The organism is Ensifer adhaerens, from assembly GCF_001270265.1.
In the GTDB taxonomy this organism is placed as follows: Bacteria; Pseudomonadota; Alphaproteobacteria; order Rhizobiales; family Rhizobiaceae; genus Ensifer; species Ensifer adhaerens_B.
This window is the reverse complement of sequence record NZ_LGAP01000002.1, coordinates 451,720-467,412: the sequence shown is the minus strand read 5'-3', so window position 1 is coordinate 467,412 and position 15,693 is coordinate 451,720. Positions and strand designations below refer to the sequence as shown.

Sequence of the window (15,693 nt, the reverse complement as noted above, 5' to 3'; positions counted from 1 at the left end):
GAATGGCGTAGTTCAAAGAAAATGAAGCAAAAACAAGAGGGAACTGACATGAACAAGAAACTTGCATCGCTTCTCGCCGCAGGCGTCTTTTCGCTCGCAGCGTTCCAGGCCGAAGCCGCCGACAAGGTGACGCTGCAGCTGAAATGGGTCACCCAGGCCCAGTTCGCCGGTTACTACGTCGCCAAGGACAAGGGCTTCTACGAGGAAGAAGGGCTCGACGTCGACATCAAGCCCGGCGGCCCGGATATCGCGCCGGCGCAGGTGATTGCAGGTGGCGGCGCCGACGTCGTCGTCGACTGGATGCCTTCGGCCCTTGCCACCCGCGAAAAGGGCGTGCCGCTCGTCAACATCGCCCAGCCGTTCAAGAAGTCGGGCATGATGCTGACCTGCCTCAAGGAGAGCGGCGTCACCAGCCCGGACAAGTTCAAGGGGCATACACTTGGCGTCTGGTTCTTCGGCAACGAATATCCGTTCCTATCCTGGATGGCGCACCTGAAGATCCCGACGGACGGCGGGCCGGACGGCGTGACCGTTCTGAAGCAGGGCTTCAACGTCGACCCGCTGATCCAGAAGCAGGCGGCCTGCATCTCGACCATGACCTATAACGAATACTGGCAGGTCATCGACGCCGGCATCAAGCCGGACGATCTCGTGACCTTCCAGTACGAGGACCAGGGCGTCGCAACGCTCGAAGACGGCCTCTACGTGCTCGAAGACAAGCTCAAGGACCCGGCCTTCAAGGAGAAGATGGTCAAGTTCGTGCGCGCCTCGATGAAGGGCTGGAAATACGCCGAGGAAAACCCGGATGAGGCCGCCGGCATCGTTCTCGAAAATGACTCGACCGGGGCGCAGACGGAAAAACACCAGAAGCGCATGATGGGCGAAGTGGCCAAGCTGACCGCCGGCTCGAACGGCGCTCTGGATGAAGCCGACTACAAGCGCACCGTGCAGTCGCTCCTTGCGGGCGGTTCCGATCCGGTCATCTCCAAGGAGCCGGAAGGCGCCTGGACGCACGAGATCACCGACGCTGCGCTGAAGTAGGAAGAACCGGGCTGAACGACAGGAAAGGGTCGCGCGACGGCAATCGCGCGGCCCTCTTCCGTTTCCGTGGGAGGCCATTCATGGCCCGCCAGGGTTGCCGCGAATTTCCGGGCGTGGGGGTGGTAATTCGGGTCAACGGGCCGTTGATGCGCCTCGATTGTCAAGATCGTGTCGAGATTGCAACCAAGACTGCAGAACAGAAGAAATATTGAGGAACCATCACTTCACCGCACTTGTAAGCACATGATGTGAAGATTACATAGGCGCGGATGTTTGTTGGAGGCAAGCAACACGGAGGAGTTCATTTTCCGAATGTTTTGCCTGCGGGATTAGGTCCCAGTTCTGCCTGCGCTCACGGTCTGATACCGTGTGAGCGGCGCATGAATACAATGGCTGTGCGCCTATGCCTTGCTTCGCCCGGTCCGCGAAAACGAGGCGTCGGCGAAACTGAAAATCGCTTGATTGTACCGGGATCCGGCCTTGTAAGGCACAGATCCGCTTTTATGTCGTTTCCGTTGCCAGGATTGTAAAGCCGATGGCTCAGAAAGTATTACCTGTTCTCAGCGTTTGCGTTGCGATGATCATTGCTCCGTATTCAAGTGCATTTGCCGAGGAAGCGACCAAGGTCCAGCCGGCGCAGAGCCTGCCGTCGATCGTCGTCACCGAGGCGGTCGATCAGTCAATCAGCGATCGCGTCGTTGCAACCGGGACGATACAGGCAGTGGAGCAGGTCTATGTCGCGCCGCTGGTCGAGGGTTTGTCGATCCGCTCCCTGAATGTCGATATCGGCGACAACGTCGAAGAAGGTAGTGTCCTCGTCGTTCTCAACGACGACGCGCTGCGGCTTGAAAAGAGCCAGCTCGAAGCGGCACTCGCCAAGGCGGAAGCCGGCCTCGCACAGCTCAACGCCCAACTCAGCGAGGCCACGGCCAATGCCGAGGAAGCGACACGCGTCAGCGATCGCAACGCAGAGCTTGCCAAGAACGGCACCGTCTCGACGGCCGAGGCCGATCGTGTCCGCGCTCTTGCCGCAGCCACCCGTGCCCGCGTCCGCTCCGCCGAACAGGCCGTTGCTGTCTCCAGTGCCGATATCAAGGTGGCGCAAGCCCAGATCGACGACATCGATCTTCGCCTCACCCGCACCGAGGTCAAAGCCCCGGTCGCCGGTGTCATCTCCGCCAAGAACGCCAAGATCGGCGCGATCGCCAATGGCAGCGGCGAGCCGCTGTTTGCGATGATCCGCGACGGCGCGATCGAGATGAAGGCGGACGTCGCCGAAGCCGACATCATCAAGCTTGCGGTCGGCCAACCGGCGACGATTACGCTAGCGGGCGGCGACACCAAGGTCGAGGGCGCCATTCGACTGATCGCACCGACGGTCGATCCCGTGTCTCGTCTCGGCACCGTCTTCATCAGTCTCAAGGACACCACCAAGGCACGCTCGGGCATGTATGCCAACGCCGTCATCACCGCCCAGGAAAAGCAGGCTGTCGTTCTGCCGCAAACGGCGGTTACCAATGAGAACGGCAAAACCATCGTCCGCAAGGTCGACAATGGTGTGGTGAACATCGTGCCGGTGAAAACGGGCATTTCCGACGGCAAGTTCGTCGAGGTTGTCGAGGGGTTGAAAGCGGGCGAGCAGGTCGTGGCAAGGGCCGGCGCCTATGTGCGCGACGGCGACCGCATCAACCCCGTCAAATCAGCGCAACCAGCGACCAACTGACAGGAACCGTGACCATGAACTTCTCAGCCTGGTCCATCCGAAATCCGATCGCCCCGATCCTCGCCTTCTTCGTGCTGCTGGTTCTCGGCTATCAGTCGTTCGTCGGCCTGCCGATCACCCGCTTCCCCAATATCGACGTGCCGATCGTCTCGATCAACGTCGCGCAGAGCGGCGCCTCGCCGGCTGAACTCGAAACGCAGGTCACCAAGGAAATCGAGGACGCGGTCGCCAGCATTACCGGCGTCGACCACATCCAGTCGACGATCAGCGACGGAGCCTCCACAACGGCCGTCATCTTCCGCATGGAAGTGCCGACGACCCAGGCGGTACAGGACGTCAAGGACGCGATCGACCGTATTCGCGGCGATCTGCCGACCTCGATCGAAGAACCGATCGTTTCCAAGGTCGATGTCGAGGGCCAGGCGATCCAGACCTTTGCGGTCTCCTCGCCCGGCATGTCGCTGGAAGAACTCTCCTGGTTCGTCGATGACGTCATCAAGCGCGAAATCCAGGGCAAGAGCGGCATCGGCCGCGTCGACCGTTACGGCGGTGCCGACCGCGAAGTCCGCGTCGAGCTCAACGAAGACAGGCTCAACTCGCTCGGCATAACCGCCGCCGACGTCAACGGCCAGCTTCGCCGCATGAACATGGACTTAGGCTCCGGCCGCGGCCAGGTCGGCGGCAGCGAGCAGGCGATCCGCACGCTCGGCGACGCCCGCAACGTCGACCAACTCGCCAACACGATGATCTCGGTTCCAAGCGGCCGCTTCGTCCGCCTGTCCGAACTCGGCACCGTCACCGATACCTATGAGGAGCCCCGCTCCTTCTCGCGCTTCAACGGCAATCCCGGCGTGACCTTCGCGGTCTTCCGCGCCAAGGGCGCCAGCGAAGTCAGCGTTGCCGAGACCGTTGCCAAGTCGCTGGAAAAGATCCGGGCGGCGAACCCCGATGTCACCATCGAGATGGTCGACGATTCCGTCTACTTCACCTACGGCAACTACGAAGCGGCGCTGCATACGCTGATGGAGGGCGCGCTGCTCGCCGTCATCGTCGTCATGCTGTTCCTGCGCAACTGGCGCGCAACGCTGATTTCTGCCATCGCCTTGCCCCTATCCGCGATCCCGACCTTCTGGATCATGGATATGCTCGACTTCTCGCTGAACCTCGTCAGCTTCCTGGCGCTGACGCTCGCTACTGGCATTCTGGTCGACGACGCGATCGTCGAGATCGAGAATATCGAGCGGCACATCCGCATGGGCAAGTCGCCCTATCGAGCGGCGATCGAAGCAGCGGATGAAATCGGCCTCGCCGTCATTGCCACGACCTTCACCATCATCGCCGTGTTCGTGCCCGTGTCGTTCATGCCGGGCATACCGGGCCAGTACTTCATCCAATTCGGCCTGACCGTCGCCGTGTCGGTGTTCTTCTCGCTTCTCGTTGCCCGCCTGATCACCCCTGTCATGGCCGCTTACCTGATGCGAGCATCGGATGTCGGCAAGCATCACAGCGACGAAGATACCGGCCTGATGAAGCTCTATGTCGGGCTGATACGGGTGACGACGCGCTGGCGCTACACGACGCTGCTCGCCGCCATCGCCAGCCTGGTGATCTCGGTTTACTTCCTGTTCCAGGTGCCCGGCAGCTTCCTGCCGCCGGAGGACGCCTCGCGCGTCAGCCTGTCGATCGAGCTGCCGCCGGACGCCATGCTCGAGGATACCGACCGGACGACCGCGGAGATCTACGAACGGGTCAAGGACCTCGAAGGCGTCGAAAGCGTCTTCGTACTCGGCGGCGCCTCGCCGAAGGGCGACCTCGAGCTGCGCCGCGCTGCGGTAACGGTGCTTCTGAAAAAGCTCGATCATTCGCTGCTCAACAAGATCGTCAACGACGTCATTGGCGGCCTGCCGGTCATCGGCCAGTACCTGCCGAAGCTGCCGCCGGCCGGTCGCATCATTCCGCAGTCGCAGATCGAAAAGGAAATCTTCGCACGGGTCGGCTCGATTCCGGATGTCCGGGTCATCAAGCTCAACGACCGCGGCGAACGTGACCTCTCGTTCAACCTGCTCTCCAACAACGAGGCCGATCTCGACAAGGCCGTTGCGACGCTCGAATCGAAGCTGCGCAGCGATCCGCTTCTCGCCAATGTCAGCCCCGATGGCGCCCTGCCGCGTCCGGAGCTGCAGATCCGTCCGCGTGACGAGCAGATGTCGCGCCTCGGCATCACGACCGCCCAGATCTCGGAAGTGATCCGTGTGGCGACTATCGGCGACATCGATGCTGCCTTGACGAAGATTGCGCTCGATGGTCGGCTCATTCCGATCCGGGTCCAGATCAACCGCGACTTCCGTACGGATATCGCCGCAATCCGCAATCTGAAGGTCCAGACGGCCTCGGGCTCGACGGTGCCGTTGTCGAGCGTTGCCGACATCAACTACTCCGAGGGCCCAAGCTCGATCAAACGCTATGACCGCAATCGCGTGGTCACGCTGGGCGCCGATCTGCCGATCGGCGTCGCCCTCAACACCGCGTCGGAACGCTTCAAGCAGATCGCCGATGGCGCCGAGCTTCCGTCTTCGGTGCAGTTCCTCGAAAGCGGCGACGCCGAGGTGCAGGCGGAGATGCAGCAGAGCTTCGGCAATGCCATGCTGCTCGGCCTGATGCTGGTGCTGGTGGTGTTGATCCTGTTGTTCAAGGACGTGATCCAACCCTTCACCATCCTGTTCTCGCTGCCGCTTGCCATCGGCGGCGTGGCAGGTGCGCTGATCCTCACCCAGAACGCGCTGTCGATGCCGGTGTTGATCGGTATTCTGATGTTGATGGGCATCGTCACGAAGAATGCGATCCTGCTTGTCGATTTCGGTATCGAGATGATGCATCACGGCATGGACCGGACGCTGTCGATGATCGAAGCCGGCCGCAAGCGCGCCCGCCCGATCATCATGACCTCGATCGCCATGTCTGCAGGCATGCTGCCATCGGCGCTTGGTGTCGGTGAAGGCGGTTCCTTCCGAGCGCCGATGGCGATTGCCGTTATCGGCGGCATCATCGTCTCGACCGTCTTGAGCCTCGTCGTCGTGCCGTCCTTCTTCCTGATCATGGACGACCTGTCGCGCTTGCTCGCCCGGATCTTCGGCCGCTTCGTCGGCAAGAAGGACGAGGAAAACCTGCCTCTCGATCGCGGGGCGCTGACGGAGCTCGTCAACGATCAGGGCAAGACGATCGAAGGCCTGGAAGAGCGCCTGAAGACGATCGAGGACGGCCAGTCGAAAGGCAAGCAAACGGGCAAGGTGATCAATCATCCGGCGCTTGCTGCCGAGTAACCGGCACAAATCACCTGACAATCGGCCCGCACCCACCGGTGCGGGCCTTTTTTGTAAGAATTGTTTGATCGAGGTCAATTTACGTTTCAAAAGCCCGGTTACCCTGACGGTAGAGCATTTCCAGGAAAAGTCCGAAGCGGTTCTTCGTCAGGAAATGCGTAGGAACAAGGAGCTAGAACGTTTCCGTGACTTCATCTGAGGCGGAAGCGCTCTAGACTTTTACTCAGGGCCGGTGTGATGAAGACCTTGCGATTGAACTCGAATGACAGAGCGGTTCTGCTGGGCTCTCGCTTTTTCGAGAAGCTGTCGGCAGCGGCATCCGATGCCATTCTCGAAGGCGCGGTCGTTTCCAACCACGAGGAACACGATATTCTGTTTCACCAGGATGAGCCGGTGGACAGTGTCTTCTGCGTGTCGTCCGGTCTCGTGCGCGTCTATCGGCTCGGCAAGGATGGGCGCGAAGCTGACATCGCCGTCTTCCCCAGGGGTGAGATTTTCGGCGAGAACGCGATGTTCCTCGGCAACCGCGCCACCGCCAATGCGCAGGCGGTCGAATCCTCGATGATTGCCCGGCTCGACAGCCGCAATCTGCGCAGGCTTGCCGAGCAGCATCCGGATATCGCCCAGGCGCTGATGGAACTGCTCTGCCGTCACGGCCAGATGGCCGAGGATTGCCTGGCCGAGGACCGTCTCCTGACGGCGCCGCAGCGCGTCGCGAGCTACATCCTGGGCCACTGCCCCGATGGTTCGACGACCTTCTCGTTCAGGCTGCCGTTCCAGAAGAACGTGCTGGCCGGCAAGCTGGGCCTGGCACCCGAGGCACTTTCGCGCGCCTTTTCTGCCCTTCGCCGCTCGGGCGTCACGGTCAAGGGCCGCATGATCGAGATCCACGACCGCCAAGCCCTGGAGCGCTTCTAGAGCAATTCCAGGAAAAGTGTGAAACGGTTTTCCGCCCGGAATTGCGTAGTTTCAAAGAGTTAGATCATTTCACTGTTTCAACGAAACAATGAAATGATCTAGCGGTCGCAGCCGGACCTAGAGCGCTTCCGCCTTGGGCGGAGTCGCGGAAACGCTCTATCTATTTGTTTTTAGGTATTTCCTGACGGAAAGCCGCCTCGCACTTTTCCTGGACATGCTCTGGCACCGAAGCGCGTCCTTATCCCGTGCGACAACGGTGTTCGAGAATTCCTCACAGTGGCCTCGGTTCGAGCCTGTCGGCGCGCGGCCTCAAAGCCCGCCGTGCAGCGTCAGGAAATCAACGATCCGGTTGACGCCGTCGCCGCGTTTCATGTCAGTGAAGACGAAGGGCTTGTCCGCCCGCATCCGGGTTGCGTCGCGATCCATGACATCGAGGTCGGCGCCGACATAGGGCGCAAGATCCCGCTTGTTGATGACCAGCAGGTCGGACTTGGTGATGCCCGGCCCGCCCTTGCGCGGGATCTCCTCCCCCTGGCAAACCGAGATGACATAGATCGTCAGGTCGGCCAGATCCGGGGAGAAGGTGGCAGCCAGATTGTCGCCGCCGGATTCGATGAAGACGACATCGAGATCGGGAAAACGGCGGTTGAGGTCGGCGATCGCCTGCAGGTTGATCGTCGCGTCCTCGCGGATCGCCGTGTGCGGGCAGCCGCCGGTCTCCACGCCGACGATACGATCCGACGGCAGTGCCTGCAAGCGCACGAGCGCCTCGGCATCCTCCTTGGTGTAGATGTCGTTGGTAACGACCGCGACCGAGTATTTCTCCCGCATCGCCTTGCACAGCTTCTCCGTCAGCGCTGTCTTGCCGGAACCGACAGGCCCGCCGATGCCGACGCGCAGGGGACCATTTTTCGATGCCATGTGACGTTCCTTTCGAAAGCGGCTGCTAGAGCATGTCGCGCAAAAGTCCGCAGCGATTTTGCGATAACGACATGCACAAAAACAAGAGCTTAAAGCGCGTCAAGCGAATCTGAAAGATCGCGGCGCACTTTAAGAGCGGAAAAGCCGCGAATGCAGGGTCTCGTGTCTGAGAGATGAAATATCGGCTGTTATCGTAGCCGAGCCAAGGTTTTCCAGCGACGCAGCCTCCGCTTCGCGCGCCACTGCAGCGATCGTCGGCTCCAGCGCCGCAACCAGGCCGACGCCATCGCGCTGACCGGTGACGCCGCAGCGGATCGCCACCGATATCGCATTCGAAACGGATGCATGGAGATAGGCGGCGATCGCCGGCTCGAGGCCGGTGGCATGGGCACCTGCAACTGCACCGACGGCGACGGGATAGGCGACGCCGTCACCCAGCCGATCTAGCACAGGATGCGGCCAATGCCGCGCCGCTGCGAGAAAAGCCTCGCCCTGCAACATGGTTTCCATGTGCCGCTCACGGCTTGCCGCCATCGACTCGGCAAGCTCGATGACCAAAGCAAGCCGCGCAGGATCGTCGAAGGCTCGATAGGCTTCGGCCAGAAGCACTGCATCGTTCCACCCGGATCCGTGGCGCAGAAGCGTCTCCAGCCACAATCGCAGGCTTTCGGCATCTGTTACATGGCCGTCGTGAACCGCCTGTTCCAACCCATTCGAATAGGAGAAGGCACCGACGGGGAAGGCCGGCGACAGCCAGGTCACGAGGCGAAGCAGCGCCTGCGTATCGACCCGTTCAGCCATGGTTATGATGATGGCCATGATCGTGGCCGCCGGCCGCGTGATAGGCGCCGCGCAGCGGTTGGAACGGCTCGGAAACGTCGACGACCGTGGCACCCAGCCCCTCGAGCATCGCCCGAATGACCGGATCGCGGGAAATCAGAATGCGGTTCGTCTCGATCTGGGCCGGGAGGTGGCGGTTGCCCAGATGCCAGGCCAGTTCGACCAGGTGCAACGGATCGCGTGGGCGGATCTCGTAAAGCGCTTCGGGTGCGGCGACGATGCGGATATAGCCGCCGCCTTCCAGCACGAGCAGGTCACCATCGGCCAGCATCGCCGCTTCCTTCAGGTCAAGCATGACCACATCATCGTTTTCGAGATGCAGCAGCTTGCGGCGCAGATGTCGCGCATCATGGGCCAAGATGACGCTGTGCAACGGCGCCTTGTCCTTGGGTCCGGGCGAGAGCACCTCGGTCGAGCGATAGGGCATGTCAGAGCACCTCGACCTTTTCCGGATGAACGAGTTCGATGCGCGCTTCGATCAGCAGGTCTGCCATTGCGGCCTGGAAAGCCTTCAGATGCGGCTCGGCGAAATGCGCATCGACCGCAGCCTTGTCCTTCCAGGTTTCAACAAACACCAGCGTGTCGGGGTCAGCAGGCTTTTGATAGAGCTCGTAGCTGATGCAGCCCGCTTCCCGCCGCGTCGCCTCGATCAAGGGGCCGGCTAGTGGCAACACGTCCGCGCCTTTGCCCGGGTGAGCCGTCAGATATGCGATAATGTAAACCATTGAACCCTCGACATCTTTTTCGCTGGTCAGTGTAGCAAGAAAAAACCCCGGTGCTAGCACCAGGCCCGAAAATCCGTAGGATTTTCCATGGGCCTGGCGCGCGCACGGGGGTTTCAAAAATCGGTTAGTCCGTCGGCCCGATCAGGCGGCGAGCTTCTGCGACTTCAGCGTTTCGAGAATGTTCTGCGGCGAGGAAACGCCGTAGGGATCGCTGTCGCAATTGTCGGAATAGCCTTCTTCTTCGAACCACTGCTCGACGACACCGTTGTTGACAACGGCGGCGTAGCGCCAGGAGCGCATGCCGAAGCCGAGATTGTCCTTGGCGACAAGCATGCCCATCTTGCGGGTGAACTCGCCCGAACCATCCGGGATCAGCTTGACGTTTGCGAGGTTCTGCGACTTGCCCCAAGCGTTCATCACGAAGGCGTCGTTGACCGAGATGCAATAGATTTCGTCAACGCCTTCGGCGCTGAACTCGGCCGTCAGCTTTTCGAAGTCGGGCAACTGGAAGGTCGAGCAGGTGGGCGTGAAGGCGCCCGGCAGCGAAAACAGCACGACGCGCTTGCCGACGAAATAGTCGTCGGAGGAAACGTCCTGCCAACGGAACGGGTTGGAGCCGCCGACGGCTTCATCGCGAACGCGGGTGCGGAACGTTACGGAGGGTACTTTTCTGCCGAGCATGGTCATCTCCTTCAGTGCAGGCACTCGATCGCGAGCGGTCTTGGGAGAACAGTCGTGATCGGAAATATCAGCCCGCTTCCTACCGGAAATTCCGCTGCGGTGCAGCACGAAAGGCTTCGATTCACGCCCATGCATGGCAGGCATGCGACCGACGCATGCCTGTGATGGTGTCGCATCAAGCCCGACAATGTCTCAGTTGTGGAGCCGCAAGGACAGGCCGAGGGTGGAAGGCAAGGGGCTCCAGAACCCCGTCTGCAATCCGGCTTCTCTCAGAGCCTGCGCCGTCCAGGTGTTGCATCCGAACAGTGCATTGAACGTGCCCTCCGCCTCGAAGAAGCGGTCGGCATAGCCATAGGAAAAGCCCCCGACTGGAACGACGGCGCTGCCGTTCCTGGCAAAGCTTTCAGAGATGAACGTCATGAGCGTCTCGAACTCGGTACGCTCGAGATCGACGCTTTCGACCGAAGGCTGGGGTTCGACGATTGCCCCGGCGATATCCACATGCATGACCGAGCGGTCGAGCGTCAGCGCCCTTACGACCGGCATCGGCTTCAGCTCCGACCATGTCGGCGTTTCCAGGTAAAACGAGCGACCGCCCCAGCCGAAGATCAACCATCGCGCCTGCGGGTGATCGAGAGGCACGCCCGCCTCGCCGGCGAAGGCGAACCGGGCCCGGGTCTCCTCATTGAGCGGGATGGCGATATCAGTGTGGATCGGGCCGGAAAGGATCAGGATACGCTCGCCGGCTTCAGCCGACGCAACCGCAGCGGCCGTGGCCGTCTTCGGCAGCAGCGGCCGTGGGACGATCGTTCCGAGAACGACAGCCAGGACAAGGCCCAGCAGTCCGTATGCGGCCCACTTGAGGACCCGCCAGCTGCCGTTTTTTCGAGACAATGCGTTTGCCGCTCAGAACAGGAAATAGCGTTGCGCCATCGGCAGAACGGTCGCCGGCTCGCAGGTGAGAAGCTCGCCGTCGGCTCGCACTTCGTAGGTCTCCGGATCGACCTCCACATGCGGCGTCAGGTTGTTGTGGATCATCGACGCCTTGCCGATGCCGCCGCGGGTGTTCTTGACGGCAACGAGTTGCTTGGCGACGCCGAGCCTCGCCGCGAGCCCCGCATCGAGCGAGGCCTGCGATACGAAGGTGACGGAGGAATTCGTCCGGCTCTTGCCATAGGCGCCGAACATCGGTCGGTAATGCACCGGCTGCGGCGTCGGGATCGATGCATTGGGGTCACCCATCGGCGCTGCAGCGATCGTTCCGCCGATCAGCACCATATCGGGCTTCACGCCGAAGAAGGCGGGGTTCCAGAGGACGAGGTCGGCACGCTTGCCGACTTCGAGCGAACCGATCTCATGGCTGAGGCCATGAGCGATCGCCGGGTTGATCGTGTATTTGGCAATATAGCGCTTGACCCGGAAATTGTCGTTGTCGCCGCTTTCCTGCGGCAGCGCTCCGCGCTGGCGCTTCATCTTGTCGGCCGTCTGCCAGGTGCGGATCGCCACCTCGCCGACGCGTCCCATCGCCTGGCTGTCGGACGAAATGATCGAGAAGGCGCCGATATCATGCAGGATGTCTTCGGCGGCGATCGTCTCCTTGCGGATCCGGCTTTCGGCGAAAGCGATATCCTCGGGGATCGACGGCGACAGGTGATGGCAGACCATCAGCATGTCGAGGTGTTCCGCCAGCGTGTTCTTGGTGTAGGGCCTCGTCGGATTGGTCGACGATGGAATGACGTTCGGCTGGCCGCAGATCTTGATGATGTCGGGCGCATGCCCCCCACCTGCCCCTTCCGTGTGGAAGGCATGGATCGTGCGGCCCTTGATCGCCGCGATCGTGTCCTCGACGAGGCCACTCTCGTTCAGCGTATCGGTGTGGATCATCACCTGCACGTCGTATTCGTCGGCGACACCAAGGCAGCAGTCGACGGCGGCCGGCGTCGAGCCCCAGTCCTCGTGCAGCTTCAGCGACGTGGCGCCCGCAAGCACCATTTCGACCAGCGCGCCCGGCAACGAGGCATTGCCTTTGCCGGCAAAGGCAAGGTTCATCGGGAAGGCGTCCGCCGCCTCGATCATGCGGGCGAGATGCCACGGGCCAGGCGTGCAGGTGGTTGCGAGCGTCCCATGCGCAGGACCCGTGCCACCGCCAAGCATGCAGGTGAGCCCGCTCATCAGCGCTTCCTCGATCTGCTGCGGGCAGATGAAGTGGATGTGGCTGTCCATGCCGCCGGCGGTGACGATCTTGCCTTCGCCGGCAATCACCTCGGTGCCGGGGCCGACGATGATCGTCACACCAGGCTGCATGTCGGGATTACCGGCCTTGCCGATCGCCGCGATGCGCCCGTCCCTGAGCCCGATATCCGCCTTGACGATGCCCCAGTGATCGACGATCAGCGCGTTGGTGATCACCGTATCGACGGCACCCGCCGCACGCGTCACCTGGCTTTGGCCCATGCCGTCGCGGATGACCTTGCCGCCGCCGAATTTCACTTCCTCGCCATAGGTGGTGAAGTCCTTCTCCACCTCGATGAACAGTTCCGTATCGGCGAGCCGAACCTTGTCGCCGACCGTCGGGCCGAACATGTTGGCATAGGCCGCGCGCGACATCTTGTAGGGCATGGGCTCAGGCTCCTTGGGACAAGTCTGAAGAAGAAGGGGAAAGACGACGAAGACGGCGTTCGGCAACAAGAGCGTCGACGAACTGCCGCTCGGCAGCGAAGGGATGCAACGCCCAACCGGCATGGCCGAAACCGGCAAGAACGACATCATCGTCAGGTGCTGCAAAGCCGGACAGCACGTCGGCGATCACCACCATGCCGCTCGACGGCACCACATAAGGCGCGGGCGCAAACCGGGACAAATCCCGGTCCAACCGCTCATGAGACGCGCTGGAGATGACCCGATGAGCCCGACCGGTCGACACCGCAAAACTCTCGAAACCGGCCGTGTAGTCGTCACAGAAATCATCGAGGTCCGGGTGCGTTTCGGCCAATGCCGCGCGCATGCCGGCAAACTTCTCAGCCGAACGCACGCTCCAGATCTCGCGCGCCTGTCGCACAGGGGCGCTGTTCTTCCAGCGCCCGCCGCCGAGCATGGCAAACGCCGGCCGGCCCGTGTTGCAGACGGCGACGATATCGGTCCTCATCCCGCCGGCGCCGACGGAACGGCAATCGTTGAAGCGGATGACGATATCGGCCGCATCGATCGTTGCGGCAGCGCCGTCCGGCAGCTCTCCGTTCCCCACGATCATGATGGTGCGGCGAGACATCTGGGTCAGTTCTCTGTGGGCTCGAGCAGTTGTTTGAGTTCCTTGGTCCGTGCCGTGGTCAATTGCGCCAGGCAACCGGACACCAGCGCCGGCTCCATCGATCCGCCGCGCGCTTCGAAGCCGGCAAGCTCGCACTGGCCGTCACGGTAGCCGATCCAGGCACGCTGCGCTTTTTTCAACGTCTCCTCCGCACCGACATAGTCGGCGCTGATGTCTCCAAAGTCCTTGTCCTTGGCCCGCATCGCCGCAACGGTCAGCTTGTAGACCGTGTTGAGTTCGGCATCGGCCGCCTCATAATCCTTGTTGGAGCAGATGTTCATATCCGCCTGCGTCATCGCATTGGCGCAATCGACATCGTCCTCCTGCGCCAGGGCGGGCATGGCCGCAAGCAGCAAGGCGCCTGCGATAAGTGTCGTTCGCGTCATCATCCCTCTAGCTTTCCCATGACCTGCTGGCGGAAACCATAAACCTCGCGTTTGCCCGAAAGCGGGATCAGTGTCACTTGCCGCGTCTGTCCCGGCTCGAAACGAACGGCGGTGCCTGCGGGAATGTCGAGCCGCTTGCCATGGGCAGCGCTGCGGTCGAAGTCGAGCCCGGCATTGGTTTCGGCAAAATGATAGTGGCTGCCAACCTGCACCGGTCGGTCGCCGGTGTTGGAGACCTCGATCGTCACCGTCTCAAGGCCGTGATTGAGCTCGATATCGCCGCTTGCGGCAATGATTTCCCCTGGAATCATCTGTCCCTCTCCCCTGTCAGGCCGCGTCGGCGCCGGCGCAGCCTTGCGGCTTCAGCACCCGTTCAGTCGATGCCGGATACTTTGCCAGCAGCGCGGCCGGGCGAACCGGGCGGCGCGTAAACTCACCGCCGCAGTTCGGGCAGGTGCCACCGAGCGTGCCTTCGACGCAATCGACGCAGAAGGTACACTCGAAAGTGCAGATCATCGCCTCGCGGCTGTCGGGCGGCAGATCCTTGTCGCAGCATTCGCAGTTCGGGCGCAGTGCCAGCATCTCTTCGCCTCCTCAGCGGATCGGTTCGTGCACGGTGACAAGCTTGGTGCCATCCGGGAAGGTCGCCTCGACCTGGAGGTCGTGGATCATTTCAGGAATGCCTTCCATCACCTGCGCGCGGGTGATCACATGGGCCCCCGCTTCCATCAGTTCCGCGACCGATCGACCGTCACGCGCACCTTCGACGACGAAGTCGGTAATCAGCGCGATCGCCTCGGGATGGTTGAGCTTGACGCCGCGCTCCAGGCGGCGGCGGGCAACCATCGCGGCCATGGAAATCAACAGCTTGTCCTTTTCGCGCGGGGTAAGATTCATGCGTCGCCACCGGTTTGATTGCGGATTAGAGAACCCAGACTTTCGGCACTGTCGTTTGCTTGCGCAAGTGCGAAATGACCGGGATGAGGATTTTTCTGAGCGAGAAGCCGTCCGCTGCTGCAAAGCGCGCAACCAGCTTGTCACGACCGCCGACTTGGACGTGGCTGACGCCGGCCCCAGCTTGCGTTTCGAGCTGTGCGCGCAGTCGTGGCAGCAGCAATTCGCAATCGGGTCCGGTATAAAACAGCGTCGCAAAGGCCACCCTGTCGCCGAGGACCGCGGCGCGCGCTGCAAGGGCGGCGATATCGTCGGCAAAGGTCAGGTTTTCAGCGTGCAGCAACCGGCCGTCGACGCGAATGCGCCACCGATCGCGAAAGAGGCCAGTCTGCATCGCCTCGCCCATGGCCTTGCGGCCGAGCAGCACGGCTTCGACGCCAAGAAATGTTGCGCCGTCGTCAAGCTCGACGTCAAGCGAGCGCGTGAGCGATGCGCGATCGAACAGGATCGTCTCCTGCGGCAGCCACTCGACCCGCGCCCCGGCTGCCACGTCAATGCGTGTCGTGACATCGACCGTGCCGGCACTGGCCTTGTAGATCTTCTCGCAGGCCTGCGTGGTGACGGTCAGCTCGGTCGCCGCACCGGCTTCGATCTTCCAGGCCATGCGATCACCGCCGGTCAGCCCGCCCGACGAATTGATCAAAACGGCCTCCATGGAACCGTCGAAGGTTTTCGGCAGCCGAATCTTGGCGCAGCCTTCCTGGTAAAGCTCGGCAATGCGCGTTCGGCCGACGGCCGCCTTGGCCACCAGCCGTCCTTTTCCGAACGCCCGCTGCGGGGCGATGATTGCCGCATTGCTCATGTTCATCCGTCGCCATCGTCGGCATCCGGAGACGTCAAGTCAAGCTATTGTTTTGCAAAGAAAATCATCAGAGTG

Annotated in this window: 18 protein-coding genes; 5 read left to right on the top strand and 13 right to left on the bottom strand. The window is 61.8% G+C overall.

Features of this window, described 5'->3' with window-relative positions; translation table 11 throughout:
- Positions 1-48: 48 nt before the first annotated feature.
- The 5 genes from AC244_RS07000 to AC244_RS06985 all read left to right on the top strand — a co-directional run bounded on the left by AC244_RS07000 (position 49) and on the right by AC244_RS06985 (position 7,002).
- Entirely contained in the window at positions 49-1,041 is a 993-nt protein-coding gene (locus tag AC244_RS07000) for an ABC transporter substrate-binding protein (protein WP_053248059.1), read from the top strand.
- An 80-nt stretch (positions 1,042-1,121) separates the two neighbouring features.
- Entirely contained in the window at positions 1,122-1,253 is a 132-nt protein-coding gene (locus AC244_RS38585) for a hypothetical protein (RefSeq protein WP_268750762.1), read from the top strand.
- A 323-nt stretch (positions 1,254-1,576) separates the two neighbouring features.
- Positions 1,577-2,764, top strand: a complete 1,188-nt coding sequence (locus AC244_RS06995; RefSeq protein WP_053248058.1) for an efflux RND transporter periplasmic adaptor subunit — start codon at positions 1,577-1,579, stop codon at positions 2,762-2,764.
- A 14-nt stretch (positions 2,765-2,778) separates the two neighbouring features.
- A complete protein-coding gene (locus AC244_RS06990) occupies positions 2,779-6,084 on the top strand; it encodes an efflux RND transporter permease subunit (RefSeq protein WP_053248057.1) in 3,306 nt (1,101 codons plus the stop codon).
- Between the two features lie 237 nt (positions 6,085-6,321).
- Positions 6,322-7,002, top strand: a complete 681-nt coding sequence (locus tag AC244_RS06985; protein WP_053248056.1) for a Crp/Fnr family transcriptional regulator — start codon at positions 6,322-6,324, stop codon at positions 7,000-7,002.
- Between the two features lie 309 nt (positions 7,003-7,311).
- Here the strand turns inward: AC244_RS06985 and ureG are convergent, their stop codons facing one another.
- From ureG to AC244_RS06920, 13 genes are all read right to left on the bottom strand, one after another.
- Positions 7,312-7,923 carry an urease accessory protein UreG gene (gene ureG / locus AC244_RS06980; protein WP_053248055.1) on the bottom strand — a complete coding sequence of 204 codons (612 nt, stop codon included), beginning with the start codon at positions 7,921-7,923 and terminating at the stop codon, positions 7,312-7,314.
- 129 nt (positions 7,924-8,052) lie between these two features.
- Entirely contained in the window at positions 8,053-8,724 is a 672-nt protein-coding gene (locus tag AC244_RS06975) for an urease accessory protein UreF (RefSeq protein WP_082366784.1), read from the bottom strand.
- A complete protein-coding gene (ureE, locus tag AC244_RS06970; RefSeq protein WP_053248053.1) occupies positions 8,717-9,190 on the bottom strand; it encodes an urease accessory protein UreE in 474 nt (157 codons plus the stop codon). The genes AC244_RS06975 and ureE overlap by 8 nt, the downstream gene beginning before the upstream one ends.
- 1 nt (position 9,191) lies before the next feature.
- Positions 9,192-9,488 (bottom strand): putative quinol monooxygenase, encoded by a 297-nt coding sequence (locus AC244_RS06965; protein ID WP_053248052.1) that lies wholly within the window; start codon positions 9,486-9,488, stop codon positions 9,192-9,194.
- 141 nt (positions 9,489-9,629) lie between these two features.
- Positions 9,630-10,169: a peroxiredoxin gene (locus AC244_RS06960; RefSeq protein WP_053248409.1), complete on the bottom strand. Its 540-nt coding sequence runs from the start codon at positions 10,167-10,169 to the stop codon at positions 9,630-9,632.
- Positions 10,170-10,361: 192 nt separating this feature from the next.
- Positions 10,362-11,063: a TIGR02117 family protein gene (locus tag AC244_RS06955; protein ID WP_053248051.1), complete on the bottom strand. Its 702-nt coding sequence runs from the start codon at positions 11,061-11,063 to the stop codon at positions 10,362-10,364.
- A 12-nt stretch (positions 11,064-11,075) separates the two neighbouring features.
- Positions 11,076-12,788: an urease subunit alpha gene (gene ureC, locus AC244_RS06950; RefSeq protein ID WP_053248050.1), complete on the bottom strand. Its 1,713-nt coding sequence runs from the start codon at positions 12,786-12,788 to the stop codon at positions 11,076-11,078.
- 4 nt (positions 12,789-12,792) lie between these two features.
- Positions 12,793-13,437, bottom strand: a complete 645-nt coding sequence (locus tag AC244_RS06945) for a hypothetical protein (protein WP_053248049.1) — start codon at positions 13,435-13,437, stop codon at positions 12,793-12,795.
- Between the two features lie 5 nt (positions 13,438-13,442).
- Complete coding sequence (locus AC244_RS06940) at positions 13,443-13,862, bottom strand: lysozyme inhibitor LprI family protein (RefSeq protein ID WP_053248408.1); 420 nt, start codon at positions 13,860-13,862, stop codon at positions 13,443-13,445.
- The gene (locus AC244_RS06935) at positions 13,862-14,173 is read right to left on the bottom strand and encodes an urease subunit beta (protein ID WP_053248048.1); all 312 of its coding nucleotides are present in this window, start codon (positions 14,171-14,173) and stop codon (positions 13,862-13,864) included. The genes AC244_RS06940 and AC244_RS06935 overlap by 1 nt, the downstream gene beginning before the upstream one ends.
- Before the next feature lie 16 nt (positions 14,174-14,189).
- On the bottom strand, positions 14,190-14,444 hold the full coding sequence (locus AC244_RS06930) for a DUF1272 domain-containing protein (RefSeq protein WP_053248047.1): 255 nt from the start codon (positions 14,442-14,444) through the stop codon (positions 14,190-14,192).
- 12 nt (positions 14,445-14,456) lie between these two features.
- A complete protein-coding gene (locus AC244_RS06925; protein ID WP_053248046.1) occupies positions 14,457-14,759 on the bottom strand; it encodes an urease subunit gamma in 303 nt (100 codons plus the stop codon).
- Positions 14,760-14,784: 25 nt separating this feature from the next.
- Positions 14,785-15,618, bottom strand: coding sequence for an urease accessory protein UreD (locus AC244_RS06920; RefSeq protein WP_053248407.1), 834 nt, complete (start codon positions 15,616-15,618; stop codon positions 14,785-14,787).
- Positions 15,619-15,693: the final 75 nt, after the last annotated feature.

Coding starts and splice junctions, on each gene's coding strand:
- AC244_RS07000 (WP_053248059.1), top strand. CDS start 49: ATGAACAAGAAACTTGCATCGCTTCTCGCCGCAGGCGTCTTTTCGCTC.
- AC244_RS38585 (WP_268750762.1), top strand. CDS start 1,122: ATGGCCCGCCAGGGTTGCCGCGAATTTCCGGGCGTGGGGGTGGTAATT.
- AC244_RS06995 (WP_053248058.1), top strand. CDS start 1,577: ATGGCTCAGAAAGTATTACCTGTTCTCAGCGTTTGCGTTGCGATGATC.
- AC244_RS06990 (WP_053248057.1), top strand. CDS start 2,779: ATGAACTTCTCAGCCTGGTCCATCCGAAATCCGATCGCCCCGATCCTC.
- AC244_RS06985 (WP_053248056.1), top strand. CDS start 6,322: ATGAAGACCTTGCGATTGAACTCGAATGACAGAGCGGTTCTGCTGGGC.
- ureG (WP_053248055.1), bottom strand. CDS start 7,923: ATGGCATCGAAAAATGGTCCCCTGCGCGTCGGCATCGGCGGGCCTGTC.
- AC244_RS06975 (WP_082366784.1), bottom strand. CDS start 8,724: ATGGCTGAACGGGTCGATACGCAGGCGCTGCTTCGCCTCGTGACCTGG.
- ureE (WP_053248053.1), bottom strand. CDS start 9,190: ATGCCCTATCGCTCGACCGAGGTGCTCTCGCCCGGACCCAAGGACAAG.
- AC244_RS06965 (WP_053248052.1), bottom strand. CDS start 9,488: ATGGTTTACATTATCGCATATCTGACGGCTCACCCGGGCAAAGGCGCG.
- AC244_RS06960 (WP_053248409.1), bottom strand. CDS start 10,169: ATGCTCGGCAGAAAAGTACCCTCCGTAACGTTCCGCACCCGCGTTCGC.
- ureC (WP_053248050.1), bottom strand. CDS start 12,788: ATGCCCTACAAGATGTCGCGCGCGGCCTATGCCAACATGTTCGGCCCG.
- AC244_RS06945 (WP_053248049.1), bottom strand. CDS start 13,437: ATGTCTCGCCGCACCATCATGATCGTGGGGAACGGAGAGCTGCCGGAC.
- AC244_RS06940 (WP_053248408.1), bottom strand. CDS start 13,862: ATGACGCGAACGACACTTATCGCAGGCGCCTTGCTGCTTGCGGCCATG.
- AC244_RS06935 (WP_053248048.1), bottom strand. CDS start 14,173: ATGATTCCAGGGGAAATCATTGCCGCAAGCGGCGATATCGAGCTCAAT.
- AC244_RS06930 (WP_053248047.1), bottom strand. CDS start 14,444: ATGCTGGCACTGCGCCCGAACTGCGAATGCTGCGACAAGGATCTGCCG.
- AC244_RS06925 (WP_053248046.1), bottom strand. CDS start 14,759: ATGAATCTTACCCCGCGCGAAAAGGACAAGCTGTTGATTTCCATGGCC.
- AC244_RS06920 (WP_053248407.1), bottom strand. CDS start 15,618: ATGAGCAATGCGGCAATCATCGCCCCGCAGCGGGCGTTCGGAAAAGGA.